The 25,970-nt window shown below is 47.7% G+C and carries 23 protein-coding genes; 9 read left to right on the forward strand and 14 right to left on the reverse strand.

Features of this window, described 5'->3' with window-relative positions:
- Positions 1 to 84: 84 nt before the first annotated feature.
- The 10 genes from BLR65_RS16440 to yedE all read right to left on the reverse strand — a co-directional run bounded on the left by BLR65_RS16440 (position 85) and on the right by yedE (position 12,876).
- Positions 85 to 2,505, reverse strand: a complete 2,421-nt coding sequence (locus BLR65_RS16440; protein WP_093795273.1) for a Lon protease family protein — start codon at positions 2,503 to 2,505, stop codon at positions 85 to 87.
- Between the two features lie 92 nt (positions 2,506 to 2,597).
- On the reverse strand, positions 2,598 to 3,272 hold the full coding sequence (locus tag BLR65_RS16445) for a CPBP family intramembrane glutamic endopeptidase (RefSeq protein ID WP_093795274.1): 675 nt from the start codon (positions 3,270 to 3,272) through the stop codon (positions 2,598 to 2,600).
- A 118-nt stretch (positions 3,273 to 3,390) separates the two neighbouring features.
- A complete protein-coding gene (gene gatB / locus BLR65_RS16450; RefSeq protein ID WP_093795275.1) occupies positions 3,391 to 4,827 on the reverse strand; it encodes an Asp-tRNA(Asn)/Glu-tRNA(Gln) amidotransferase subunit GatB in 1,437 nt (478 codons plus the stop codon).
- A 4-nt stretch (positions 4,828 to 4,831) separates the two neighbouring features.
- Entirely contained in the window at positions 4,832 to 6,292 is a 1,461-nt protein-coding gene (gene gatA / locus BLR65_RS16455) for an Asp-tRNA(Asn)/Glu-tRNA(Gln) amidotransferase subunit GatA (protein ID WP_093795276.1), read from the reverse strand.
- A gap of 20 nt (positions 6,293 to 6,312) precedes the next feature.
- A complete protein-coding gene (gene gatC, locus BLR65_RS16460; protein WP_093795277.1) occupies positions 6,313 to 6,603 on the reverse strand; it encodes an Asp-tRNA(Asn)/Glu-tRNA(Gln) amidotransferase subunit GatC in 291 nt (96 codons plus the stop codon).
- Positions 6,604 to 6,658: 55 nt separating this feature from the next.
- Positions 6,659 to 8,875, reverse strand: coding sequence for an NAD-dependent DNA ligase LigA (gene ligA / locus BLR65_RS16465; protein ID WP_093795278.1), 2,217 nt, complete (start codon positions 8,873 to 8,875; stop codon positions 6,659 to 6,661).
- Positions 8,876 to 8,931: 56 nt separating this feature from the next.
- The gene (gene pcrA, locus BLR65_RS16470) at positions 8,932 to 11,154 is read right to left on the reverse strand and encodes a DNA helicase PcrA (RefSeq protein ID WP_093795279.1); all 2,223 of its coding nucleotides are present in this window, start codon (positions 11,152 to 11,154) and stop codon (positions 8,932 to 8,934) included.
- Between the two features lie 121 nt (positions 11,155 to 11,275).
- Positions 11,276 to 11,509 (reverse strand): putative Se/S carrier protein, encoded by a 234-nt coding sequence (locus BLR65_RS16475; RefSeq protein WP_093795280.1) that lies wholly within the window; start codon positions 11,507 to 11,509, stop codon positions 11,276 to 11,278.
- An 83-nt stretch (positions 11,510 to 11,592) separates the two neighbouring features.
- The gene (locus tag BLR65_RS16480; protein ID WP_093795281.1) at positions 11,593 to 11,799 is read right to left on the reverse strand and encodes a sulfurtransferase TusA family protein; all 207 of its coding nucleotides are present in this window, start codon (positions 11,797 to 11,799) and stop codon (positions 11,593 to 11,595) included.
- Between the two features lie 6 nt (positions 11,800 to 11,805).
- Complete coding sequence (gene yedE, locus BLR65_RS16485) at positions 11,806 to 12,876, reverse strand: YedE family putative selenium transporter (protein WP_093795282.1); 1,071 nt, start codon at positions 12,874 to 12,876, stop codon at positions 11,806 to 11,808.
- A 153-nt stretch (positions 12,877 to 13,029) separates the two neighbouring features.
- On the opposite strand from yedE, the gene BLR65_RS16490 reads away from it, so the two are divergent.
- From BLR65_RS16490 to BLR65_RS16510, 5 genes are all read left to right on the forward strand, one after another.
- Complete coding sequence (locus tag BLR65_RS16490) at positions 13,030 to 13,929, forward strand: LysR family transcriptional regulator (protein WP_093795283.1); 900 nt, start codon at positions 13,030 to 13,032, stop codon at positions 13,927 to 13,929.
- A 130-nt stretch (positions 13,930 to 14,059) separates the two neighbouring features.
- Positions 14,060 to 15,385 carry a putative DNA modification/repair radical SAM protein gene (locus BLR65_RS16495; RefSeq protein ID WP_093795284.1) on the forward strand — a complete coding sequence of 442 codons (1,326 nt, stop codon included), beginning with the start codon at positions 14,060 to 14,062 and terminating at the stop codon, positions 15,383 to 15,385.
- The gene (locus BLR65_RS16500; protein WP_093795285.1) at positions 15,364 to 16,158 is read left to right on the forward strand and encodes a TIGR03915 family putative DNA repair protein; all 795 of its coding nucleotides are present in this window, start codon (positions 15,364 to 15,366) and stop codon (positions 16,156 to 16,158) included. The genes BLR65_RS16495 and BLR65_RS16500 overlap by 22 nt, the downstream gene beginning before the upstream one ends.
- 83 nt (positions 16,159 to 16,241) lie before the next feature.
- On the forward strand, positions 16,242 to 17,024 hold the full coding sequence (locus tag BLR65_RS16505) for a tRNA 2-thiocytidine biosynthesis TtcA family protein (RefSeq protein ID WP_093795286.1): 783 nt from the start codon (positions 16,242 to 16,244) through the stop codon (positions 17,022 to 17,024).
- Between the two features lie 103 nt (positions 17,025 to 17,127).
- The gene (locus BLR65_RS16510; RefSeq protein ID WP_093795287.1) at positions 17,128 to 17,556 is read left to right on the forward strand and encodes a hypothetical protein; all 429 of its coding nucleotides are present in this window, start codon (positions 17,128 to 17,130) and stop codon (positions 17,554 to 17,556) included.
- A 56-nt stretch (positions 17,557 to 17,612) separates the two neighbouring features.
- Here the strand turns inward: BLR65_RS16510 and BLR65_RS16515 are convergent, their stop codons facing one another.
- Positions 17,613 to 18,830, reverse strand: a complete 1,218-nt coding sequence (locus tag BLR65_RS16515; RefSeq protein WP_093795288.1) for a divergent polysaccharide deacetylase family protein — start codon at positions 18,828 to 18,830, stop codon at positions 17,613 to 17,615.
- A 216-nt stretch (positions 18,831 to 19,046) separates the two neighbouring features.
- Between BLR65_RS16515 and BLR65_RS16520 the strand changes: the two genes are divergently transcribed.
- The 4 genes from BLR65_RS16520 (at position 19,047) to BLR65_RS16535 (ending at position 22,557) form a co-directional block, all read left to right on the forward strand.
- Positions 19,047 to 20,849: a methyl-accepting chemotaxis protein gene (locus tag BLR65_RS16520; protein WP_093795289.1), complete on the forward strand. Its 1,803-nt coding sequence runs from the start codon at positions 19,047 to 19,049 to the stop codon at positions 20,847 to 20,849.
- A 23-nt stretch (positions 20,850 to 20,872) separates the two neighbouring features.
- Entirely contained in the window at positions 20,873 to 21,199 is a 327-nt protein-coding gene (locus BLR65_RS16525; protein ID WP_093795290.1) for an STAS domain-containing protein, read from the forward strand.
- A gap of 119 nt (positions 21,200 to 21,318) precedes the next feature.
- Positions 21,319 to 21,678, forward strand: coding sequence for a response regulator (locus BLR65_RS16530; RefSeq protein ID WP_093795291.1), 360 nt, complete (start codon positions 21,319 to 21,321; stop codon positions 21,676 to 21,678).
- Between the two features lie 12 nt (positions 21,679 to 21,690).
- Complete coding sequence (locus BLR65_RS16535; RefSeq protein ID WP_093795292.1) at positions 21,691 to 22,557, forward strand: hypothetical protein; 867 nt, start codon at positions 21,691 to 21,693, stop codon at positions 22,555 to 22,557.
- A 140-nt stretch (positions 22,558 to 22,697) separates the two neighbouring features.
- Here BLR65_RS16535 and BLR65_RS16540 read toward each other — a convergent pair whose 3' ends face one another.
- The 3 genes from BLR65_RS16540 to BLR65_RS16555 form a co-directional block, all read right to left on the reverse strand.
- Positions 22,698 to 23,192, reverse strand: a complete 495-nt coding sequence (locus BLR65_RS16540; protein ID WP_093795293.1) for a YajQ family cyclic di-GMP-binding protein — start codon at positions 23,190 to 23,192, stop codon at positions 22,698 to 22,700.
- A gap of 471 nt (positions 23,193 to 23,663) precedes the next feature.
- Entirely contained in the window at positions 23,664 to 24,473 is an 810-nt protein-coding gene (locus BLR65_RS16550) for a beta-keto acid cleavage family enzyme (protein WP_093795294.1), read from the reverse strand.
- 16 nt (positions 24,474 to 24,489) lie between these two features.
- Positions 24,490 to 25,830 carry an aspartate aminotransferase family protein gene (locus BLR65_RS16555; RefSeq protein WP_093795295.1) on the reverse strand — a complete coding sequence of 447 codons (1,341 nt, stop codon included), beginning with the start codon at positions 25,828 to 25,830 and terminating at the stop codon, positions 24,490 to 24,492.
- Positions 25,831 to 25,970: the final 140 nt, after the last annotated feature.

Raw genomic sequence — 25,970 nt, forward strand, 5'->3', positions numbered from 1 at the left:
GTGAAGGGCTGGACGAGTTCCTGTATGACCGAAAAATCATCTACGTACAACACTAAACAGAGGGCGGAGATTCCGCCCTCTTGCTTAATCTTTTTTGTCTTCCTTATCTTCGGCAGCCTTGCTCAGTTTAATCAGGGTTTCGGTATACTCTTTAAGTTTTTGACCGACTAAGGCATTAACCGTGCCGGGTGGATAGGTTCCGCTGGCATCCGGTTTGCCGGCAGGTGTGCCTGTCAGGATTTCTATTCCCTGGTCGATGGTCTCTACCGGGTAAATGTGGAATTGTCCCTGGCGTACGGCCGCAATGACCTCATCATTTAAGGCTAAATTGCTGACATTTTGATAAGGGATCATGACTCCCTGCTTGCCGGTCAGCCCTTTTAGCTTGCATACGGAAAAGAAGCCTTCGATTTTTTCGGTCGCACCGCCGATTGGCTGAATCTCGCCCTTTTGATTGACTGAGCCGGTTATGGCAATGTACTGTTTTATCGGCAATTCAGAAAGGCTGGACAGGATGGCATAGAGTTCGGTGCTTGACGCGCTGTCGCCGTCTACCCCGTCATAGAGTTGTTCAAAGGTAAGACTAGCGGTCAGTGTCAGCGGCTGTTTCTGGGCATATTTCTGACCAAGATAGCCGCTTAAGGTCAGCACGCCTTTGGTATGACTGGTACCGCTGGTCTTGGTTTCGCGTTCGATGTTAACAACACCGCTTTTGCCCAGATAGGTATTGGCCGTTATGCGGGAAGGCTTGCCAAACATGTACTCGCCCACCGAAAGTACGGCCAACCCATTGACTTGACCAACCTTTTCCCCTTCGGTATCGATCAGGAGATGCCCTTCGGCAAACATTTCCTGGAGACGTTCTTCATACTTGTTGGCGCGGTAGCGTTTTTCTTCAATCGCTTTCTTGATATGAGCGTCCGTAACAATCTGGCTGTTATCCATAGTGGCCCAAACATCGGCCTCACAAAGTATTTCCACAATATCATTAAAGCGCGTTGTCAGCTTGGTTTGCGTACCGGTCAGGCGCGAGCTGTATTCAACAACCCGGGCAACTGCCGACCTGTCAAAATGCTTAAGTTTTTCCCGGCTGACGGTAGAGCTGATGAAGCCGGCCAATTTCTGAATGTTGCCGGGATTATTCTCCATAATCACATCAAAATCGGCATGGGCCTTGAATAATTTCCGGAAGTCCTCATCATAGTTGTACAGGAGCTGATAAATGTATGGGTTGCCGATGAGCACGACTTTCACATGAATGGGAATGGGCTCAGGTTTCAGTGAGGCCATCGCGAGTACGCCATACTGCTCGCCTAAATTTTCTATTTGAAGTTTTTTGGTCTTAAGTACCCGTTTGAGGGCTTCCCAGGCGCCTACATTTGTCAGCACATCACGGGCATTTAAGATTAAGTAGCCGCCGTTCGCCTTATGCAGCGCACCCGGTTTAATCATAGTGTAGTCGGTGCTGACCACTCCCATGCGGGTTTCATATTCGGCCCGGCCGATTAAATTGTAATAAGTGGGGTTGATTTCCACTACAACAGGTGCCCCCTGGGTCTCACGGTGATCGACCAGGAGATTGACATTATACTTATCTTTGGCATCCTGGGCAGGACGTTTAAAGAAAGCCAGCGGGTTGTTATCTTCTTCCGGTTGCGGCTTAAACTCGTTAATGTTTTTGGAAACATCCTGTTTGATTGCTTCCAGGTAATCAACGACAGTCTTATGGCCAGCATATTTTTCTTTAAGCTCATCAATCAAGTGGCCGGCGGCAAATAAGCCGATTTTGATATCAAGCTGTTTTAATTCTTCGCGGGTTGCCCGTTCCAAAAGCTGAATGCGCCGTACAACATCCATTCCTTTTTCGTGGACCGCCATTAAGTTCTTTTCAATCGCTTCCCGCTTTTCCTTCTCAAGATGCTGAAAATCCTCGGGCGCCAAGGCCTTACCTTCCAGCATCGGCACGCCGACAAAGCCGGTGGAACTCCACTGGGGAGAAATCCCCTGGGATTCGGCATATTGCGTAAATTCTTCCACCATAACCGAGCGCTGTTCCTGATATTGTTTTACCAGCCCGGATTTAGCCTGCTCATAGCCTTCGCTGCTAAATACTTTGGGAATGTCGGTTTTCAAGCCCTCAACAAGTTCTTGCACGTCTTGTTTGAAAGTATATCCCATACCGGCAGGCAAGGCTAAAGCAATAGGTTGCCCGGGGGTTTCCAAATTATTTACATAGCACCAGTCATAAGGTAATTCCTGTTGACTGGCCACTTTCTTTACGGCTGCCTCTGCATAGGTAATTTTCCCCGTGCCGACCAGGCCGGACATGAAGATATTATAGCCGGGATTTTTGGTAAAAAGCCCAAATTCCACCGCCTTTACGGCCCGTTCCTGGCCAATCATGACTTCCAGTGGTGGTACGGTTTCGGTTGTGGCAAATGTAAAAGCCGATTCATCACAGTTAAAGCGGAGTTTTTCGACCGGCAATTCCTGACTAATGGTCATGAAAAAGAGTCCTCCCTTTACAATTCATTTACCTAAAGAAATATGCAGACTTTTCCATATACATGTTTCTACTGTCTGCTGAAAAAATCCTGCTACACTAAGGGAACACCAAAATACATCATGACAATCTTACTGGTATTAATAAAAGAGTGGGCTGTAATCGCCGTGAGCAGAGAACCGGTCCAAACATACAAGAGGGCAAAGCCAATACCCACAATCATCATCTCGACCAGCCAATAGGCGTTGAAATGAAAAAGGGCAAAAATAGCGGCGCTGAGTAGTGCCCCGCCCCATAGTCCCCACTTGTCCTTAAGCGGCAAAAAGGTAAACAGGCGATACAGGATTTCCTCTGTTACCGGCGCCGCAACACTGGCCAGGAACAACGGCAGAATCAGCTGCTGCCAGGATAAAGCCGCCTGTACCTGCGCGACTATCGGGTGCTGCGCTGGCGAAACCAACAGCATGGTGGTATAGATCCGTTCGCTGTATAGGCTGATCAAAAGCAGAACGGCCCCGCCAGCCACTCCCTTCAGCACATTGGTCCCCCAATTGTTGAGTGAAAGTCCCAGCGCCGCCAAATCACCCTTGGTATGACGGACTGTCCATAATACCAGTGCCAGTACCAGCAGACGGTCAGTCATTTCAATTACGAACGGGCTGGCATTAAAAAACGACGGATAGACCAGCCGCACAAGCAGGACACCTGCAGCCAAGCGTAAAACGTGAACAGACAGTACGGCGCGCAAGTTCCAGGTGGCTTTTAACATATTGTCAACCTCTTTTTTAGGTGTTCAATACCATTATGTGCGCTGCTAGCGGCTTTCATACAAAAAAAAAGGACACGGCAAGCCGCGTCCTGTCTGGCAATTTATGCAATTATAATGATCAGGCTAACCGCTCTCTTAATAGTTTATTGACAAGTTCCGGATTAGCGCGGCCTTTGCTTTGTTTCATGACCTGGCCAACCAAAAAGCCGATCGCTTTTTGTTTGCCTGCTTTAAAATCGGCAACCGACTGCGGGTTGGCGGCAATGACACCTTCAACAATAGCGATAATGGCCCCCTCGTCGCTAATCTGAACAAGGCCTTGCTCCTTGACAATGGTATCCGCATCCTTACCGCTGTTCCACATGCCTTCAAATACGGTTTTGGCGATCTTACCGGAAATCGTCCCTTTGGCAATCAGGCCGATCAGGCCGGCGAGTTTTTCTGCCGTAACCGGGCACTCTGCCACTGGTATGTTAGCCGCATTCAGATGTTTGGATACCTCGCCCATCAGCCAGTTAGCAGCCGTTTTGGCATCCGCCCCGGCTTTGACGGTAGCGTCATAGTAATCGGCCATCTCCCGGCTGGCAGTAATCGTTTCGGCATCATAGGCCGACAGGCCATGATCGGCCATCAGCCTGGTTTTACGGGCGTCAGGCATTTCGGGTAAACTCGCCCGGATGCCCTCTACCTTGGCTGGGTCAACGACAATGGGAACAAGTTCAGGTTCTGGGAAATAGCGGTAGTCATGGGCTTGTTCTTTACTGCGCATGGACAGGGTTACGCCCTTATTTTCATCCCAGGTGCGGGTTTCCTGAATCACCCGTCCCCCCTCATCCAGGATTTCCGTCTGGCGTTCGACTTCATATTCAAGGCCGCGCAATACAGACCGGAAGGAGTTGATATTTTTCAATTCGGCTTTGGTGCCGAAAGTCTCAGTACCTACAGGACGGAGCGAAATATTGGCATCACAGCGCAGGCTGCCTTCCTCCATCTTGCAGTCAGACACATCAATATATTGAAGAATACTCTTCATTTTTTCCAAATAGGCTTTGGCTTCTTCGGGAGATCTGAGATCCGGCTCAGACACGATTTCGATCAGCGGCACGCCGGTGCGGTTATAATCGACCAGGGCGTAATCGCTGTTATTGATGGTGCCGGAGTGCACCAGTTTGCCGGCGTCTTCCTCCATGTGCACACGCGTGATGCCAATACGCTTGGTCTCACCGTTGACTTCAATATCCAGATAGCCGTCAACCGCGATAGGCAGGTCATATTGCGAGGTTTGGTAATTTTTGGGCAGGTCCGGGTAATAATAATTTTTGCGGTCAAATTTACTGAACGGCAGGATTTTGCAGTTGAGGGCCAGTCCGGCACGAATGGCAAATTCCACAACTTTTTCGTTCACAACCGGCAATACTCCGGGAAGTCCTAAACAAACCGGACATACATTGGTGTTTTGGTCAGCACCGAATTGTGTGCTGCACCCGCAGAATATTTTGGATTTCGTCTTGAGTTCCGAATGGACTTCAAGTCCAATGACTGTTTCATAATTCATGGCATTAACCCTCCCCCAGCGGCGCGAAACGCGTATGATAATCATTAGCCTGCTCAAAGGCGTAAGCCGCTTGGATAATGGTGGCTTCGGCCAATGGTTTGCCGATAATCTGCATACCGATAGGCATGCCGTCGGCAAAGCCGCAGGGAAGCGAGATGCCGGGAAGTCCGGCCAAATTAATGGGGATGGTGCAGACATCCTGCAAATACATGGCCAACGGATCGCTGAGTTCACCGATTTTGAAAGCCGTTGTCGGCGCTGTTGGCGTAATCAGCACATCGACTGCGGCAAAGGCCTTGTCAAAATCTTGTTTGACTAGCGTGCGTACTTGCAGCGCCTTGAGGTAATAGGCGTCATAATAACCTGAGCTTAGGGCATAGGTGCCGAGCATAACGCGGCGTTTTACCTCCGGACCGAACCCCTCGCTGCGGGATTTTTTGTACATCTCCACAATATCGCTGCCCGGCGCGCGGTGGCCAAAACCAACCCCGTCATAGCGGGCCAGGTTGGAGCTGGCTTCCGCCGGGGCAATCAGGTAGTAAGCCGGCAATGCATACTCGGTGTGCGGCAATGATACTTCCCTGACTTCGGCCCCCATCGCCGTCAGTTGCGCAACCGCCTTTTTGATCGCAGCGGCAACTTCCGGCTGAATGCCGGTGCCGAAATATTCTTGGGGCAGGCCGATTTTAAGCCCTTTAACGTCCTTTACCAACGCCTTGGTATAATCGGGAACCGCGGCATTAATCGAGGTGGAATCTTTGCCGTCATGCCCGGCAATCGCATTCAGCACAAGGGCACTGTCGGTAACATCGCGGGTAATGGGCCCAATTTGATCCAGGGAAGACGCGTAAGCAACCAACCCGTAACGGGATACGCGGCCATAGGTAGGCTTGAGGCCGACATTGCCGCAATAGGCGGCCGGTTGACGGATCGAGCCGCCGGTATCAGAACCAAGTGCCCAAATCGCCTGGCCTGCTGCCACCGCCGAAGCGGAACCGCCGCTTGAACCACCGGGAACTCTGTCGGTGTCCCAGGGGTTATGAGTTACAAAAAAACCGGAATTCTCGGTGGAGCCGCCCATGGCAAATTCGTCACAATTGGCTTTGCCGGTCAGCACGGCAGCCTGCGCGGCCAGTTTGTCTACTACGGTGGCATCATACGGGGGAACAAAGTTAGCCAGAATCTTGGATGCACAGGTCGTCTTAATGCCTTTGGTGCAAATATTATCTTTCAGTGCCCCGGGAATACCGGCAAGCGGTGCCACGGCTTCCCCCCGCGCTATTTTGGCGTCAACGGCGGCAGCCTGCGCCATTGCCTGTTCTCTGGTCTCGGTTATGTACGAACGTATTTTAGGTTCGACAGCGTCTGTCCGGGCAAATACAGCTTTGGCCAGTTCGACGGCTGATATCTCTTTTTTGCTCAACCGTTCATGCAGCGCATGAATAGTTTGTTTAAATAATTCCACGTAGTTTAGCCTCCCATCCCTTAGCCTTCAATTACCTTCGGCACTTTGAAGTAGCCGTCTTCCGCCTCTGGCGCATTGGCTAACGCCAATTCTCGCGGCAGTGAAGGCTTCACTTCATCAGGCCGCATAACATTTTTTAGCGGTAAAACATGAGCCGTTGGCTCAATGCCTTTTGTATCCAGTTTATTGAGGATGTCGGCATATTCCAATATAGCATTAAGCTGGCCGGAGTAAGCGTCCAGTTCCTCTGCCGTCATCTCGAGCCGCGACAATAGGGCCACATCTTCAACATTTTGACGGGTTATTTTCACAGTATCACCTTCCTAAAAGCAAAATGTGCCAATATTTTTAATAAAAGATATTATATCACGCCTCCGGCTTTTGTACCAGCGCCAGAAACTGTTCTTCATCCAAAACCGGGATGCCCAGGGCATTGGCTTTTTCCAGTTTGCTGCCGGCTTCAGCGCCTGCGAGCAAATAGGTCGTTTTCTTTGATACACTGCCGGCGATACGCCCCCCGTGGGCCTGAATGAGCTCTGACGCTTCCTCCCGGCTCATGGTTGGCAAAGTCCCCGTAAGCACAAAAGTTGCCCCCTCTAACTTATTATCGATTGTTTTACTGGCAGCGCTTGCTTTCATATTCACGCCGGCTTTTGCAAGCCGTTCCAATATCGTACGGGTCTGCGGCTGAGCAAAGAAATCGGAAATTGCTTTAATACTTACTTCTCCCAGGCCTTTGATAGCTCCATTTTCTCGGAGTTCTCTTTCCACATTCTTTAGCTGCTCTTTGAGGTCAGCAAGCAGCTTGGCGTCCGCCGGCTCTGCCGCTGCTTTCAGCCTTTTTTCGATTAGCTTATATTCTTTCTTGAGTTGCTTTTCTGTTGCTTGCAGTTGTTTATACTTGTCATAATTAATTCTGGCAATCGCATAGATGTCGGGAAAGTTTTCCTCCAGGATACTGCCGGTGTGCTTACCGATATTGGGTATGCCAAAACCGTTTATAAGGCGCTCAAGACTTTGGCCTTTTGATCGTTCGATAGCCGTAAGCAGATTATCGGTACTCGCTGTGTAATCCGGTTCCTTCTGTTTGCGCGCTCTCCCGTCTTGGCCCTGCAACATTGATTTACGGGGCCGGGGAGTAATTCCATTGGCAACAAATTCTTCCCGGTGGTTTTTTAGATCATAGATATCGGCAATATCCTTGATATAACCCTTGTCCATCAGTGAATGAACGGCGGCCGGACCCAGGCCCTCGATATCCATCGCCCCCCGGGAAGCAAAATGGATGATCAGTCGTGACAGTTGCGCCGGACAGTTAATCCCGCTGCAGCGGATATCCGCTTCATCTTCCTCCCGCAAGGCGGGTGCGCCGCAGACCGGGCATCTGTCAGGAATTTTAAAAGGAGTTGTCCCAGCGGGACGCTGTTCTTTTACTACACTGACAATTTCCGGAATGATTTCCGCCGCTTTGCGCACGATGACCGTATCGCCAATCCGTATATCCAGGCGGTCAATCTGATCCTGGTTATGCAGCGACGCGCGTGAAACTGTCGTACCGGCTAACCTGACAGGTTCTAAAATTGCCAAAGGGGTCAGTCTGCCGGTTCGACCAACATTTACTTCAATATGTAACACCTTAGTTGCCTTCTCTTCCGGCGGATATTTGTAGGCAACCGCCCAGCGCGGTACTTTTGAACTGGCGCCCAGTATTTCCCGGTCAGCCAGGTTATCTAGCTTTACAACTGCCCCATCGATACCGAATGACAGTTCGCCGCGGGTTTCCCCAATGCTGGTAATCGCGTTCCAAACTTCTTCTTCGGTAGTGCAGGTAAAGTATTGGGGTACTGCAAACCCTTGTGTTGACAGCCAGTCCAGTGTCTGGGCGTGGGATGTAAATTCTTTTCCCTGGACCGCCTGCAGATTAAAGACGAAAATAGATAAATTTCTTTCGGCAACTATACCGGGATCTAATTGCCGCATCGTGCCTGCCGCACAATTTCTGGGATTAGCGAAGAGTTTACCTTCTATCTCTTCTTGTCGCTCGTTGACTGCCTCAAAGGCAGCATTGTCCATATAAACTTCGCCGCGCACTTCCAGATACGGAAGTTTTTCCAAGATCCTTTGCGGCACTGTCTCTATCATCCTCAGATTATCGGTTATATCTTCGCCATAGCTTATACCATCGCCACGCGTCATACCTTGTACAAACTTTCCGTCTCGATAGCGCAGGGCGACAGAGAGACCATCAATTTTGTGTTCTACAATGAATACGGGCTGTGCAAACTGCGCCTGTAGCTTCTGAATAAACTCTGCTACTTCGGTTCTGGAAAATTTATCGTCAAGGGAAAGCATCGGCACATCATGGGCCACCTGTTTTACTTCCCGCTTCGCTTTGCCGCCTACCCGCCTGGTAGGAGAGTCCGGTGTCGCTAGCTCGGGATATTGGTTTTCGAGGTTCTTAAGTTCTCGGAGCATAGTATCATATTCATAATCGGTGATTGCCGGTGCGTCTTCTTCGTAGTACTTTTTATTATGATATTCAATCTTTTCTCTTAGCTCGTTAATGCGGTCATGAATATCCATACGATAATTCCTCCGATCTTCACTTTCTGCAGTTACATCACTGCTAAAGAATCTAGCTACACTCTGCTGATTGGCGCCAGTTGGGCCATCAGTTTTTTTATGCCTTCGTTAGGAAAGGCAATGGTAAGCTGCATATTGTCGCCACTGCCGGTAACGGCGACAACCGTACCTGTACCCCATTTGGCATGATAGGCTTTTTCGCCCGCTTTCCATTCGATATTCTTGGATTTGGCGGGACTTGTGATCACATCTTTGAGGACGGTCAGTTCCGGTTTGCCTATAGGCTTGGGCGGCACGACTGTTCTTGCCGGTTTGACGCCCTGCACCGGCGATAGAAAACTGGGGCGCTTGGGCGCATAACTTTCGATAAGCTCCGGCGGAATCTCGTCAAGAAAACGGGACGGCGAATAGCATACCGTATTGCCGTAAATCATGCGCTGACGGGCATTGGATAGATAAAGTTTACGTTTGGCCCGGGTAATGCCGACATAGCACAGCCGTCGTTCCTCTTCAATCTCACGTTCGTCCATCAGCGTGCGGACATGAGGAAAAATTCCTTCTTCGAGGCCGGCCAGAAATACTACCGGAAATTCCAGTCCTTTGGCCGAATGCAGCGTCATGACCGTAACCTGATCATCGCCGCCCTCTTCCTTGTCGCTATCCGTTAACAGCGAGACATGGCTCAAGAAGTTTTCCAGCGTGCTTTCCTCTTCGCTTTCCGCAAATTTTTTGGCATCACTGACTAGTTCTTTGAGATTTTCAATACGGTTGGCAGCCAGGGGATCGCTGTCGTTTTCCAGTTCCTCCAAATAACCGGAATCCCGCATCACTTTGTCAACAAATTCGGCAACCGGCAAGGTATTTTGACAGGACATCAAATTAAAAATAAGTTCAGCCAGCGCTTCCAGTTGATGTTTGGCCCGGGCAGTCAGCCCCGGAACCACATCAGGATTGGATACGGCATCAAACAGCGGTACATTATTTTTCGCGGCATATTCGGTTAGCCGCCCGATGGTGGTACCGCCAATGCCGCGGCGCGGCACATTAATAATCCGCAGCAGACTAATGGCGTCAGCCGGATTAAAAATAACCTTGATATAAGCCATGACGTCTTTTATTTCCTTGCGGTCGTAGAACCTGAGTCCCCCAACCATGGTGTAGGGAATAGCGGCATTCCGCAGCCCTTCTTCAATGACCCGCGACTGGGCATTGGTACGGTATAGGATGGCCATATCTTTATAAGCGGTGCGGTAAACGGTATTGAGTTTAATAATATTATCGGCGACATACCGGGCTTCGTCACGTTCATCCATCGCCAAATAGTGGGTGATTGTTTCCCCTGCCTGGTTATCTGTCCACAATGATTTCGGTTTACGGTTGCAGTTATGCTCAATGACCGCATTCGCGGCATCCAAAATCGTTTGGGTTGATCGGTAGTTTTGCTCTAGTTTAATGACCTTGGCATCCGGATAATCGCTTTCAAAATCCAGGATGTTCTGAATATCCGCGCCCCGCCAGGCATAAATGCTTTGGTCAACATCGCCGACAACACAGATATTGCGATATTTGGCCGCCAGGGTCCGGGCTAACAGATATTGGGCCCGATTGGTATCCTGGTATTCGTCAATAAGAATATAGTGAAACTTATCCTGATATTTTTCCCGGACTGTGGGATTATATTCCAGAAGTTCCACTGCCAGCATCAAAAGATCGTCAAAATCAAGGGCATTATTGGCCTTAAGTTTGCTCTGGTACAGCTTGTATACTTCGGCTACGCGCAGATTGTAAAAATTGTCGGCCTGCGTAGTAAATTCCCGCACATCCTGCAGCGCGTTTTTGGCATTAGAGATAGTGGATTGCACCCCATTGGGCGTAAACTGCTTTTCGTCCAAATTAAGCTCTTTCAGGCAGTTTTTGATGATTGACTGCGAATCACTGGCATCATAGATAACAAAATTCCGGTTATAACTGCCCAGATTTTCAATCTCCATCCGCAAAAACTTGGCGCAAAAGGCGTGAAAAGTGCTCAACCATATGTCTTTGGCCACAGCGCCGACTATGCCGGCCACCCGTTCTTTCATTTCAGCGGCCGCCTTATTGGTGAAAGTAATCGCCAGAATATGATAGGGCGCCACTCCCTGCGCCAGCAGATTGGCAATCCGGCTGGTTAATACCTTGGTTTTGCCTGACCCCGCCCCTGCCATGATCAAGAGCGGCCCGTTCATATGGGCAACAGCGTCTTGCTGAGCCGGGTTCAGACGGTCAAAAATATTTTGCATAACTTCCTCCCGGTGTTAAATAGGGTAAACATGAATATTTTCTCCATACTTTTGTCTTTTCCTGTCATGGATAAGAAAAAAGCCTGCCGCAGCAGACTCTAACGTAACATTCACGCTGATATCAAAATGTTTGTACAAGTTTTACGCCTTTTTGCAACATGACAATACCTTTGGCACCCAAAAATTCGACAGCCCTGTCAACATCTTCTTCACGGACTTGCGCGGCTAAACCCTCACAGGAAGCGCTTAACTCGCGTGGTATAGGCACGAGCTCAACGTTAATACCCTGTTCCTTTAACAATTTTTTGGCTCTAAATGCATGATAAACCGAAGGAAACGTAATTACACAATTCATAAACCCGACCCTTTCCCCATAGGCAAGCTCTATAAGATGTTGTCAATGCTGCCGGTTGTATAGTATATAGTACATTATCTGTTTTATTTGGATATAGTAATCGTATACTCGCCGTTTGTCTCTGAATATTCTACCCGGAAGTTCTGTGACTTGGCAAATTTAATGATATTTTCCTTTGCCGGCGGTTCGTCAACTAAAACAGTGACAGCATCTTTGCCGGATATCGCTTCTTTAGTTTTAATAAGCGGTATTGGACAACTTAAGCCTCGTAAATCTAGAACATTCGCCATAATTGATCAAACTCCTTTACTTACCGGTACAAGTTTTTCTCGATAGGCATAGCCTAACGCAGCAACAATAACAATACCAGCTACCACGGCAATCTGGCCGTTAATACCAACGCCCGCGGCCGAACCGGCAGCATTAAGATTATGAGCCACGCCGGCGCCGGCCAGCATGCCGAGTACACAAATCATCGCATCGATATTGCCTTCGCCTGCCATAATCATTTGGCGAAGCGGGCAGCCGCCTGCCAGCGTCGCGGCCAAACCTGTCAAAAACAGGCCAAAAAAATTCCAAACATGCATGGTATGGGACAGCGGCTGATTTTCAAAACCCAATTTAAAGAAACCGAAATAGAGATTGCCTGCCAAAGCGGCAAGAAACATCACGCCGTAGATTTTTAGCAGCGATGTATCACGAACCAACATAAAATCGCGGAAACCGCCGCTCAAACACATCCGGGTGCGTCCGGCCAATGCACCCGCTGCCAGGCCGGCAATCAGGCTGATGATAATGGGCGCATGCATAGCTCCCGGCCCGTTAGCACTGAATTTTAAAAATCCCGCCCCGGTGCTAACAGCAATCAGCAATACTAACGCCGCCGCTGCCGCCAGATAACCGGTAATATTGCCGCTGCCGGTGTAAACGTGCGATCGACCCAGATTAAAGCCTTGTTTCAAAAAGACAACGCCAACGCCTATACCGGCAATAAAACCGGCCAGGGCCGTGAGACCATTCAGGTCGCCGCCGGCCACCCTTAAAATCGCCCGCAGCGGACAGCCTAAGAATACCAGCGCTCCCATCATCATAGCCATTCCCAAAATAAACCGGATCAGAGGATTAGAGCCGCCCCGCGGCCTGAACTCGCCGCTAAGCCGCGACAAACCGAATGCTCCCAGGATAAAACCAATAATTTCCGGACGGGCATACTGCAGAGTAGCTACACTGTGAATGCCCAATGCGCCGGCGATATCGCGCAGTTGACAGGCAGCGCAAAAGCCATAATTGCCGGGATTGCCAAACTTAACCAGCAGCACTGCTCCCAAGCCAAAAACCACCCCTGTGATTGCAATTAGCCAATTCACTTTATCACCTCATAGAAAATATTTTTATTACATATATAAATATTGTATATTCGTAATAATATTCCTGCTAAATTAAAACGCCAACAGGAATATTTCTCTCTCTCTCCGAATTACATTACCTAATATGTTTGCATTAATAAGTGAGGTGAGCCCATGTCTTATATTCAATCCTTAACCGTATTTTTGAACGTTGCCGAAGAGGGCAGCTTTTCCGCTGCAGCCAAAAAGCTGGAACTCACACAACCAACGGTGTCCTTTCATATTGACAATCTCGAAAAAAATTTTGGCTGCCCGCTGTTTACCCGGACATCCAAAGGAGTTTCTTTAACCATATATGGTGAAAAACTTTTTGCCACGACCCGCACGATTAACGGCTTGATTTCTGAAACTCACAAAGAAATCCAAGCCATGTCGCAGGGTTCTGCCGGGCGGATACTGCTTGGTGCCAGCACCATTCCAGCCGACTATATCCTGCCGCCGCTGCTGGCAAAATTTTTACAAAAGCACCCAGGTCTCACGATTTCCCTGGTGACGGGAGACAGTCAAACCATTTTGGATAAATTTACTCAGGGTGAAATCCCCATTGCCGTAGTTGGCGCCAAACCGGAAGACGCCATTATGTGCCAGCCGCTTTGCCACGATAATCTCGTGCTTGCGGCTCACCCCGACTTTCGGGTGATTGCCCAAGGCAATGCCAAAGACTGGCTGCTTAAACTGCCGTTTATTTTACGTAAAAAATCTTCAGGCACAGCTCGTTCCGCTCTTGATGTACTGGCGCAGCTAGATATTTTCCCGGAGAAGCTCAATATTATTATGGAGGTAGACAGTAACCAAACGGTAAAAGCCGCCATGCTTAACAAAATCGGCGTCGGTTTTATCTCTGCCTGGGCCGTTGAAAATGAGCTTAAATCAGGCCGGCTTGTCGCTCTGCCGCTGCCTGGTCCGGCCATTATCCGCCAGTTTTATGCGATCAGCAGGCCCCCCCTGCAGCCCGCCTGCCTGGAATTGTTCTGGCAATACCTCACCCACCCGGATAACACACCGACTACGTAAATCCAACTGTAGATTTCATTTTAATATTCACTGATTTACCACAAGAACAAATGTTTGCAAAACATTTGTTCTTGTGGTATTCTATTTATGAAATTCATCGCTTACTGTAGATGTAAAGGAGCGGATGTACGTGGACATTTTTGATAAACTGAAAATTCTGACCGATGCGGCAAAATATGACGTAGCCTGTACATCCAGCGGAGTGGATAAAAAAGCAGCACGGGGAGGAATTGGCAGTGCCGCAGCTTGTGGAATCTGTCACAGTTTTTCAGCCGATGGCCGCTGCATTTCGCTCTTAAAAGTGTTATTGACTAATATTTGTGCTTATGATTGCCAATACTGTGTCAACCGTTCATCCAATGACACGCCGCGGGCCTGCTTTTCGCCACGGGAGTTAGCAGACCTTACTATCAATTTTTACCGTCGCAATTACATTGAAGGTCTTTTTTTAAGCTCCGGCGTACTGAAAAGTCCGGATTATACCTCAGAACAAATGATTGAGACACTCCGTATCCTACGCGAGGAATATAAGTTTTCCGGCTATATCCATGCCAAGGCTATCCCCGGCGCTGACAGAGCGCTAATTTCCCGTCTCGGCATGCTGGCCGACCGGATGAGCGTAAATATTGAGCTGCCTTCTCAGCAGAGTTTGCAATTACTCGCGCCGGATAAGTCCAAACATTCCATTTTTACGCCAATGGCCTATATTCAAAACCGCATCCAGGAAAACTCGCACGATTTAGTCAAGTACCGTCACGCTCCCCGGTTTGTTCCTGCCGGTCAAAGCACGCAGATGATCATTGGCGCCACCCCCGATACGGATTATCAGATCTTAAATTTAACCGAAGGCCTCTATCGAAAATATAAATTAAAGCGCGTCTTTTTTTCCGCCTATATGCCAGTAACCGAAAATAGTTTGCTGCCGGCACCGGATACCAATCCTCCCCTGTGGCGGGAACACCGGCTCTATCAGGCAGACTGGCTGCTGCGGTTTTACGGTTTCGCCGCTAATGAACTTTTGGATCAACAGCACCAGAACTTTAATCCCTATTTAGATCCCAAATGCAACTGGGCTCTCCAGCATATGGATTTTTTCCCGGTAGACGTAAACCGCGCTTTCTATCGCGACTTGCTGCGCGTGCCTGGCATCGGTGTAACCAGTGCCAAACGAATTCTGGCGGCCAGACGCACAACCACGCTGCAGCTTGCCGGTCTTAAAGCTCTGGGAGTTGTCCTCAAGCGTGCCCAGTATTTCATAACATGCAGCGGGAAAACGGCCACTGACCTAAAAATTGCCCCCAATACCATGCTCCGCGCCTTACTATCTGACAGAATTCTTGGGCAATACCACACTAGTTTCGCTTCCCCTACTGAGCAGCTCTCGCTTTTTGACCAGCCGCCGCTGCTATCCTGGCATCAGGAGGAACTGCAAAAATGTCTGGCCATTCAGAACTAATCTACTGCTATGACGGCAGCTTTGACGGCTTATTGTGCTGCGTATTTGAAAGCTACGAAAAACAGGAAGTCCCCCTCGATATCCTGTTGCCCGAAACCACCCAGTCCCTATTGTTTGCCGCCAAAACAATCCCTACCGATAAGCAAAAAGCCAAACGGGTACTGGCGGCTATTCCTAAAAAAATGGGGACCGCAGCACTTGATTTTGTCCGGCATGCTTTTTTAACTTGCCTTAAGCAAAAGGAGTTATATATTTTGCTATTTTTGCGACTGGGGTTCCGGCATGGCCCACCGGTAATGAATAGGCTCACCGATGATGTAGTAAATACCCTCTTCAAAGCAGTAAGGCACTTAGACCGGGAAAGCCATTTATTTAAGGGGTTCCTGCGCTTTTCGGTCATCAACAATGTTCTCGTCGGGGAAATAGAGCCAAAAAACTTCGTACTTCCACTACTAACACAGCATTTTTGTGAACGCTATCCGGAAGAACGTTTTTTAATCTATGATAAAACCCATGGCATGGGCCTGGTTTATCAGCCCTATCAGTCGGCCGTGATTTCCATTGATAAATTAGAACTGCCGGCAGCGTCGGCGGAAGAGCAAACTTTTCGCAAGCTATGGCAACTGTTCTATGATACCATTGAAATACAAGGGCGGCACAATCCGCACTGCCGGATGAATCTCATGCCGAAACGATACTGGCAGTGCATGACAGAGTTTAACCGCTCACTCACAAAGATTACGCCAGAGCTGCCGGGTCTTAGTGATAAATAACATACTTATGCTCCTTGCACTACATACCATCTGACAAGGAATTGGTTCGGAAAATTTCTGAAAGCGAGGCTGTCAAATAAACTATGAAACACCATTTACCGCAACCTATCCTCGGCCGATTCATCAGAGCCATTATTGAGTTTGATATGATCCAAAACGGCGACAGAATACTTGTCGGCTTGTCCGGCGGCAAAGACAGTCTGTTCTTAACTTATGCCCTGTCTGTTCTTAAAGAAATTGCACCAATTAATTTTGCGGTGGGCGCCTTTACGCTTGACCCGCTGTTTACCGACAATTTCGATCCCGCACCCCTCGTCGATTTCTGTGCCGGACTCGACATCCCTTATGGAACCGGGCAAGCCGATATTGCCGGCATCATTCACAACAATCAAGACAAAGACCCCTGTTTTACCTGCGCTTTCTTTCGGCGGGGAGCAGTAAACAACTATGCCAAACAGCATGGGTACAACAAAGTCGCGCTGGCCCACCATCACGATGACGCTGTGGAAACCTTTTATATGGGCTTACTATACGCGGGACATTTAAAAACCTTTACGCCTGTAACCTACTTAAGCCGGACCGGTCTTACCGTTATTCGACCGCTAGTCTACTTCCGTGAACAGGAGATTCGCAATACGATCAGTCTCCACGGGATGACCCCCATTGCCAGTCCCTGTCCGCTGAACGGTAAAACCAAGCGTCAGGAGATTAAAGAACACATTGCGGCACTTGAGCAAACCAACCCCGCTTTTTATGCGCATCTGGCTGCGGCTATGCGCGGTGGCAAACCGGCCGAACTTTGGCCAGGCGAACTTGACCGCTATGAACTTAAGGCGAAACATGACGCCTTTTGGCAAAAAAACTAACATTTTTGTAAAGTTTTGTTATTTTACCAATTTTTACAGAGGAAAACCCTGCATGATGTAGAATTCTTTATTATGAAATTCTAGTGATTGTGAGGGATAATCAGTGAGTCGGCTAGCAAAAATATTTTTACTGGTATGTACGTTATTAGCTGTTATCGGTTTTACCGTAACGGCAGCTGCCAATGAACTCATTAAAGTCACTGTAACGGTAAAGGTTGAAAAGCCTGAATACTTCTGGCAATATCCGTTTCTTGGCAAACAACTGGATCACATTACCTTTTCAAGCTATGGCAAGACCTATACCCTGTCACCGCTCTCAGAGTCAGAAACACTCGAAATCGACGTTCCTAAAGACTACCATTTGCGAATGAATATTAGCTTCCAGAATAATGCCTCTACCTTGCAAAGCATTTCTTATCTTTCGAAAGAAGCTATTCATCAACCCGGCAAACATTTTTCCCTTCTGCTGAAAGCACCGGAACCTCAGCCTGTATCCGTATCCTCACCAGATTTTGAAGTTGTCCGGAATTAAAAATACCCTGTTTGCGGCTATCCAGTCCCTGGTGCCGCAAACAGGGTATTTTTCTTTTAATTCAATAATTGATTTGCATAGACCAGCCTGATGCCGCCGGCTTCGATTTCCGGGATCATTTCCCGGACGGCGACGACAGTATTGGGCCGGGAGTGACCGATGACAATCATCCTGCCATTTTTATGAGCCATATCAACTGCTTTTCGCAGTTGTTTTTTTATTTGTTCTACATCGGAACTATTATCGATGAATAACTCATTTTCGCTTGTTCGCACACCCTGTTGCCCGGCAACCTCGGCGGCAACTGATTTCCCCGTTGTGCGACTGTCAATAAAAAATAAATTTTGTGCTTTGAGAACGTCAAGTACTGCCTTCATGACCCGTCGGTCAGCTGTCGCCCTGGAGCCCTGATGGTTATTTACCCCTTTGATTCCCGGCACAGAACTTAAAAGTTTTGTGGTTGTCTCTTTGATTTCATCATCGCTCATGCCAACCGTTATCGTTATCGGCTCTGAGGCCTCGGCGGAATTCAGCGGTTCGAGCGGCAAATGCAGCATCACCAGGTGACCTGCACTTAACGCTCTGGCGGCGGCTTCATTGCTGTAGGGCCGGGAGGGCAAAATAGAAAACGTTATCGGGCGCCCCATATCAGCAAAACCGGCAATTGGTTCCCGGTTATAGCCAAAATCATCAATAATGATCGCCATCTCCCCGGAACCTGCCTGATTTTGGGGTTTCGGCGTATTGGCCGGTAAGTTACCGCTTTCTTTAACAAGAAACAGCCGGTCGGTTACCATCGTCAAAGGCTCATTGTTTAACACATCCACAATGCCAATATCCATACGCATAGCCGGCTTGCCGTTATAACTGTCCGTTTCTGTCCCGATAATCTTACCGCCTGCTTTTGTAAGCAGCGGGCTTACAGATCGTTCTACCATGTCCAGCGACCCACTGTCAGGAAGTACCAGCAGAATATTCCGGGAATGCCACCGAATCACGCCCTCCACATCTTTGCGCGGCACCTCCCGGTTGGCCTCCTTAATCTCCTTCGCCATCAAATTAACACTCTTTAGTCCGTTATCCACCGCGGCATGAATTTGGGAAGCCGCAACGGAAAAATTAAGCACAACACCAGCCCCTGTCTTTTCCAGATTATAGTGTGGGCCGGGAGATGGTGACTTTTCCGGTGCCTGACCTGTCTGGTAATAGATTATGGCAGCCAAAACAAGGATTATAGCCCCTATCCATTTCCACTTCCCGTTTTTTTTCGCCATAATGAATTCTCCTTATCCGGCTTACTTTCCATAACAATTATATCTTTGGCTATCTGCCATTGTCCAATTATTTTTGCGCTTCGCGTCGTGCTCAAACTTAACACAGACTTAACAATACCTTAAAATACCAGGGAAGGATAACCGGATACGTAAGACTAACATGTATTACAGCAGGTAAGTCGTTTTTATAAAAAACATAGTAATAAGGAGTATAACGTGAGCTCATTTAAAAAAGTAACTTTTAGTTTGAAAAAACCGTTAGCTGCTTTAAAGTACATTGTCTCTACGCCCCCCCTGTTTGACAAACTAAGCGCCCATTGCCAGCTAAGTTTGCGCACTAAACTACTCGTTGTCGTAGCTATTTTTTCCTTATTATCGATTATTATTGGTATTGTCGGACTCCAGGGCATAAAAACAGCCAACAATAGCCTGCGCGACATGTACACCAGCCGCATCCTTTCATTGCAAGAGCTTAAGCTTATGTCCGATGCGCTTACGGGAAATGTCATCGATACCTGTCACAAAGTTAGTGATGGCCACATGGTCTGGGCATTGGGGCGCAACAGACTTCTGGAAGGCACTGATGTTATAAAAAAACAATGGAGTACGTATAAAAGCCATGCCATAACCACTGAGGAAGAACGGCTTGTGGCTCAGATTGACGGCTTTCTGGGCATGGCTGATGGTTCACTGGCCAAGGCTGCCGATATCATGGCAAGAGAGGACAAAAACGCGTTACATGCTTTTTTAATTGAAGAGCTATATGCAAGCATAGAGCCTGTTTCCGGTAAGCTGTCCGAGCTGATCGACCTGCAGCTTGAGTTGGCTAAAAAAGAATACCAAGACGCTGACGACCGTTATCATTGGCTCACCTTACTGTTTTCAACCATGCTTATCGCCGGTTTAGGCACAGCCATTGTTCTGGTTGCATTTATCCTGCGACGAATGCTCCGTGACATTCATGACATGGTCACTTGTGTCGAACATGTCGCTGCCGGCAATTTGGCGATATCTGAAATTCCTACTACGGCGAATGATGAGCTTGGCCGCTTAAACAGAGCCATCAATTCCATGGTCAGCAAATTACATTCACTGGTAAAAACAGTAGCGTCATCAGCCGAGCAGGTAGTTACCGCCTCAGAAGAGACGGCAGCCTCTGTCGGCCAGGTCTCGTCCACAGCTACCGGAGTTGCCGGTCATAGCACCTGCTTGGCTGCTGATGCCGCTACCGGTACGGTTGCCGTTATTGAAGTATCGAAATCACTATTGGAACTATCCTCGCTGATTGAAGTTGCCAAGCGGGAAGCTTTATCAGCAGTTGCTAATTCAAAAAATACGCTAAAAACCGCCCAGGAGGGCCGCACTACCGTAAATGCCACAGTCGCCTGCATGGATACGATTCGCAACACGACACTGGAAACCGAAGAATCAATTCGTGCTTTACATGAGTATATTACTAAAATTGGTGTTATTACGGACACAATAACCAGCATTGCCTCGCAAACCAGCCTGCTGTCCCTGAATACCGCTATCGAGGCCGCCCGCGCCGGTGAATCTGGCCGGGGTTTTGCCGTAGTGGCGCAAGAAGTAAAAAAATTAGCCGAGCAATCTACGCAGGGCGCCGCTGAAGTTACTTCATTAATTCAAAAAGTAAAAGCAAGTACTGCTGCCGCCGTGCAGGCGATGCAAGGCAGCCGAACCGAAGTGGAAGATGGCGTGGCCAGCGCCAGCCAGGCTCGCCAGGCGTTACATGACGTTTATTCAGCGATAACCAGCACGGTAACAGATATCGAAGGAGTACTGTCCGTCACCGATGAGGAGGTCACCCATTCAGACCGGATTATTGACTTAATTGATTCTCTGGCGACAGTAATCGAAAATACGGCCGCGGAAGCTGAAACCGTCTCAACAGCTACAAAACAAACTGCCGCCGTCATGGATTCGCTGGCTGCTAATTCCGCTCAAACCAATCAAATGGCAACCAACTTAAAAGCTGCCATTGAATTCTTTAAAACATGATCAATTGGATGGAGGTCGAAAAAATGGAAAATCACGAATTTATTATTGAGGATGATCAGGTTACCGCTAATTTAACAGGCAGCTTGCAGGGTGAAGCCGCTGCCCACCTGCGCGAAACTTTGCTAACCTATATCGCAAACGGTTACCACATTTTTAAGGTGGATTTTTCCCATGTGGATACTATCGACACAACCGGACTGGGTATTCTTGTTACTATCCAAAAACGCGCTTTGCAAAATGGCGGAACGGTTACTCTTCAGGGGCTGCACGGTGCAGTCAAAGATGTTTTTGATCGCACCCGCCTGAGTAAGGCTTTTCCAATAATTGATGTCAGGCAAGCGGTGGCATAGTGACATAAAGTGATTTCTTGGCAATTATTTGCGCATTTATAAATACTTTCACAAGGAATTCATCAGCTAAACTAGTATATTATTCCTTTATATTAATAATTTTATGGAAGGGGTTTGCTATGGAATCTCTCACTTGTTTAATCTGTGACGACTCAATGCTTGTCCGCAAAAAACTCCGTGATACGTTAGAAGAAATGCACTGCCAGGTTTATGAAGCTAAAAACGGCGCTGAGTGTGTGGATCTATTTAAACTGCATAAACCTAATACAACCTTTCTGGATATTGTCATGCCTGAACTTGACGGCCTGGAAGCACTAAAACAAATCAAACAATACGAGAAAAACGCCCGGGTTATTATGCTGTCATCAACCGGCACTTCAGCAAAATTATTGGAAGCTCTCAAAAATGGTGCTACTGATTTTATCCAAAAGCCCTACACCAAACAGCAAATTGCCAAAGCGATTGGCTATACTGCATAAAAAGGAGCAAGCATGTATACACACTATTTAGGTCAATACCTTTTCAATAAAAATCTCATTTCTGCCGGTCAGCTTTGTGAACTGTTGTCTTTAGAAGATTCGACCCGCGTAAAACTCGGGATTTTGGCTATTAACAGCGGATTTATGACAGCCAGCCAAGTAGAAGAAGTACATGAACTGCAGCGTCAAATGGATCGACGCTTTGGCGAAATTGCGATCATGAAAGGTTACCTCACCCAAGCGGAGCTTGATAACCTGCTGTCTCAGCAAAACAGCCGCCATTTAAGTTTAAGCCAGGCAATTATCGATAAAGGTTATCTCTCCTTGACCGAATTAGAGGCGGCACTTCATCAATTTAAAGAGGATACCAATCTGTCCGCTGAGCAGCTTCAGGCCATCCAGGCCGGGAATATCAATGAAATCGTTCATTTGTTTTTGGATTTTCCCGACAATGACCAAATATATTATGATTATGTCGCCCTGTTGCTGAAAAATATCATTCGTTTTCTCAATGAGCGCCCGATATTATCCTGGCCGCAGCCGCTAGCCGAAGCATCTGCCGGGTGGCTTATCTCCCAACAGGCAATCGGCAGCCGTACGCTGTCTACAGGTTTACTTCTCAGTGATTCTGTTCTTATTGATGTTGCCAGCCGCTTTAGCCAGGAAAAGTTAACCCAAGTTGACGAACTGGTCAAAGATAGTGTAAGTGAATTTTTAAATTTACACAATGGTATTTTCCTTATTAACTTATCAGACAAGGGAGTGGAATTTGATCTACAGCCGCAGACAATCGCACCAAATACCGGCCGGCATACTGGTTACCGGATTCCTATCGACCTTTCCTGCGGGCGCATCGAATTGCTGCTGTCCAGCAGTTGATCCCAAACAGGTTTTGCTGTTTAAATAAGAGTCAACCAGCTAACCTTACATGAAATGATAAACGAAGGCTCCTCTACCGCAAAATAAAAAATTTACAGTAGAGGAGCCTATCTGCATTCTCCGAAAATACAATTTTCCATTTAGGAGCGGAAATTAATAAACTGCAGATCAATACCAAAATCCTTATCTTTCAATTTTTGAATGACAGTTTGTAAATCGTCTTTTTTGGCACCAGTAACCCGGACCTGATCATCCATAATCTGAGCCTGCACTTTGAGCTTCTGTTCTTTAATATAGCTAACTACCTCTTTAGCCTTGTCCTTGCTGATCCCTTTTTGAATGGTAATAAGCTGTTTGACCGTGCCACTGAATGCCGGTTCAATTTTACCGAGTTTTAAGCATTTCAAAGGCACATTTCGCTTAACCATCTTGGTCCTGAGAACATCGAGCATGGCTCCCAGCTTATAATCATCTTCTGCCGACAGCTTAAGAGACTCCTTATCTAAAACAATTTCAGCCTTACTTCCCTTGAAATCATAGCGCTGTCCAATTTCTTTTGTCGTCTGATTAACGGCATTATCCATCTCCTGCATGTCTACCTCGGAAACAATATCAAAGGAACAATCTTTTGCCATACCAGGTAACTCCTTTCGCACAGTAGCATCTACAAAACATCATACCATATTTCTCTATTCTTTCCAAAAAAACCTGCCTGCAGGCGAGCAATATTATAAATGGATATGTATGGCAGATTAAAAATATATTACTGTTACGGCCAGCGGCGCGCCGGCCGAAGCATTTCAGTCCCTGACCGACTATCTGAATCATTGGCTGGGCACATTCTTTAAGCTACAGTTGGTTCAAAATATAATGAGCGGCAGTTTTGGACCCGCGAACGCTATACAAAACCAGCCAGAGTTGCTTACAAAAGCCGAGAATGCCGGACGTTCACTTAAAATAGAGAGACCATCGTGACTTTTTCTATAAAACAAGGAGCAGACCCATGTCTGCTCCTTGTTTTATTGCATTATCAAAAAAATATGACCTTTCGATAATAAGCAGGCTTCCGCCGGTGTCCTGCATGCCTTGGCAAGGTCAAGTCTCACTTATATTCCCCATATTCTCCGGACATCAGCAGGCGTGGCAAATTCCCTGCCCATCGCGTTGGCAATCGCAGCAATCCGTTCTACCAATGCCACATTGGTAGCCAAGACTCCTTTGGAATAATACATATTATCTTCCACTCCTACCCTGACGTGTCCGCCTAAGGCCATGGCCATTACGGATAAGTTTACATGCTGTGCCCCGACAATAGATACACTCCATATGGAATCAGGCGGCAGACTCTCAACCAGAAAGAAAAGGTTTTTGGGAGTAGCCGGCAAGGATCCTTTTACCCCCAGCACTAAATTGAATTGCAGTCTGCCTGTAAGATAGCCCCGCTTCCGCAAAGCAACCGCATTACTAATCATCGCAGCGTCAAATACTTCGATCTCCGGCTTAATCTTGTTGTCCAGCATGGTCTTTGCCAGGTATTCTATCAGGCTGGGCTCATTCAAGTTCGCAGAATGGGGAAAATTGGAGGAGCCGGTAGCTAAACTGGCTGAATCAGGTTTTAGTATAAGTGCTTCCGCCCGGGCCTCAGCAGTTTTTCCCGCTCTGGCACCAGTGGATATTTGCTTAATGATCGGGCATCCCGCCTGATCGATTTTCTGGATAATTTCAGCAAAATACGTAAGCGCCGCAGTAGGCTTGCCCGCTTCGTCACGGGCGTGAATATGGGCAACAGCCGCGCCTTGTTGGTAGCAGGCTACAATGTCTGCGGCAATCTCATCCGGTGTAACGGGTACGTGAGGAGTCATACTTTTTTCCGGTACATTGCCGGTAGGAGCTATTGTAATAATTAACTTTTCCATGAACACTCGCTCCTTATTAATATTTCATAAAGGCGATTTTTTTCTCAAATTCGGCAAAACCGGCGACCATTGCCGCCACCAGTTCCTCAGCCTGCTGTATGGTCATGGTAAGCGGCGGAGCTAACAGGAACTGGTCACCATTTTCACCGTCGGCATTGCCTGTTCCCGGATACACAATCACCCCGTGCTTTATAAGTGTTTGTGTTAATTTTTCCGCTACCCCCAGTGAAACAAGGAAGGGTTCTTTGGTAACTTTGTCTTTGACAAGTTCTACGCCAAGCATCATGCCTTTACCACGCACATCGCCCACATACCAGAAAGGCGATAGCTTTTCCTTAAGTTCACGCAATAGATAGGCCCCTACCAGGCGGGAATTCGCTACTAAGCCATCGTCCACCAAAGTTTTGACTACCGCTACGGCCACAGCGGCGGACAATGGATTGCCACCGTACGTGTGCCCATGAACAAAACTACCGGATCCCTGTTTAAAGGTATTATAGATTTCTTCTTGGGCAATCACGCCGCCAAGTGGCGCATAACCTGCGCTCATCCCTTTGGCAACACAAATCAGGTCAGGAATTACTTCCCAGTCTTCGATACTGAACATTGTGCCGGTACGTCCAAACCCCGCCATAACCTCATCGTCAATCAATAAAATATCATAATGGTCGCAAATCTGGCGGATAATTTTAAAGTAATCTGCAGGGGGAACAATAGCGCCGCAAGCAGCACCGCCAACACTTTCCGCAATAAAAGCGGCCACATTTTCCGCGCCTTCCATTTTGACGACTCGTTCTAAATCTAAGGCACATTCAACAGAACAGTTTTCCTGCTTCTTTTCGAAAGGACAGCGATAGCAATAAGCAGGCGCAATATGAGGAAAATCCAATAGTAACGGCACATACTTTTTACGGCGTTTGTCACCTGTCATTGACAGGGCGCCGATGGTATTGCCGTGAAAACTTTTCCAGCGGGAAATAATCCGGTATTTTCCTGATTTGCCATCACGTTCAAGAAAATATTGACGGGCCATCTTAAGAGCGGCCTCGGTTGCTTCCGACCCTCCCGAAACCAAATATAACTTATTCAGAGACCCTGGGGCAAGCTTAGCCACTAAATCGGCTAGTTCTTTTATCGGCGCTGAAGTCCAGCGGGATAAATGGCTGAAAACCACTTTGTTCGCCTGCTGCACCATAGCTTCAATAATCCGCGGATGGGCATGTCCTAAATTGGCTACGGCAGCTCCCGCGCAAGCGTCGATATACCGATTGCCATGCGTGTCGTACAAATATATCCCCTCGCCGCGATCTATTTCCAGGTAGCTTCTGTTAAGGTTCCGGTAAAATACATTATCCATTGTCTTCCTCCAATCCACTACAAAAGTTCTTATTCTATGAACTTTGCCATAGACTTTTGTTTATTGGCAGTATATCATAGAGCATATATAAATTGAAATTATCATTTTTTATGTGAATCATTAATATAAATAATATATCA

It is taken from the genome of Sporomusa acidovorans (assembly GCF_900101845.1).
In the GTDB taxonomy this organism is placed as follows: Bacteria; Bacillota; Negativicutes; order Sporomusales; family Sporomusaceae; genus Sporomusa; species Sporomusa acidovorans.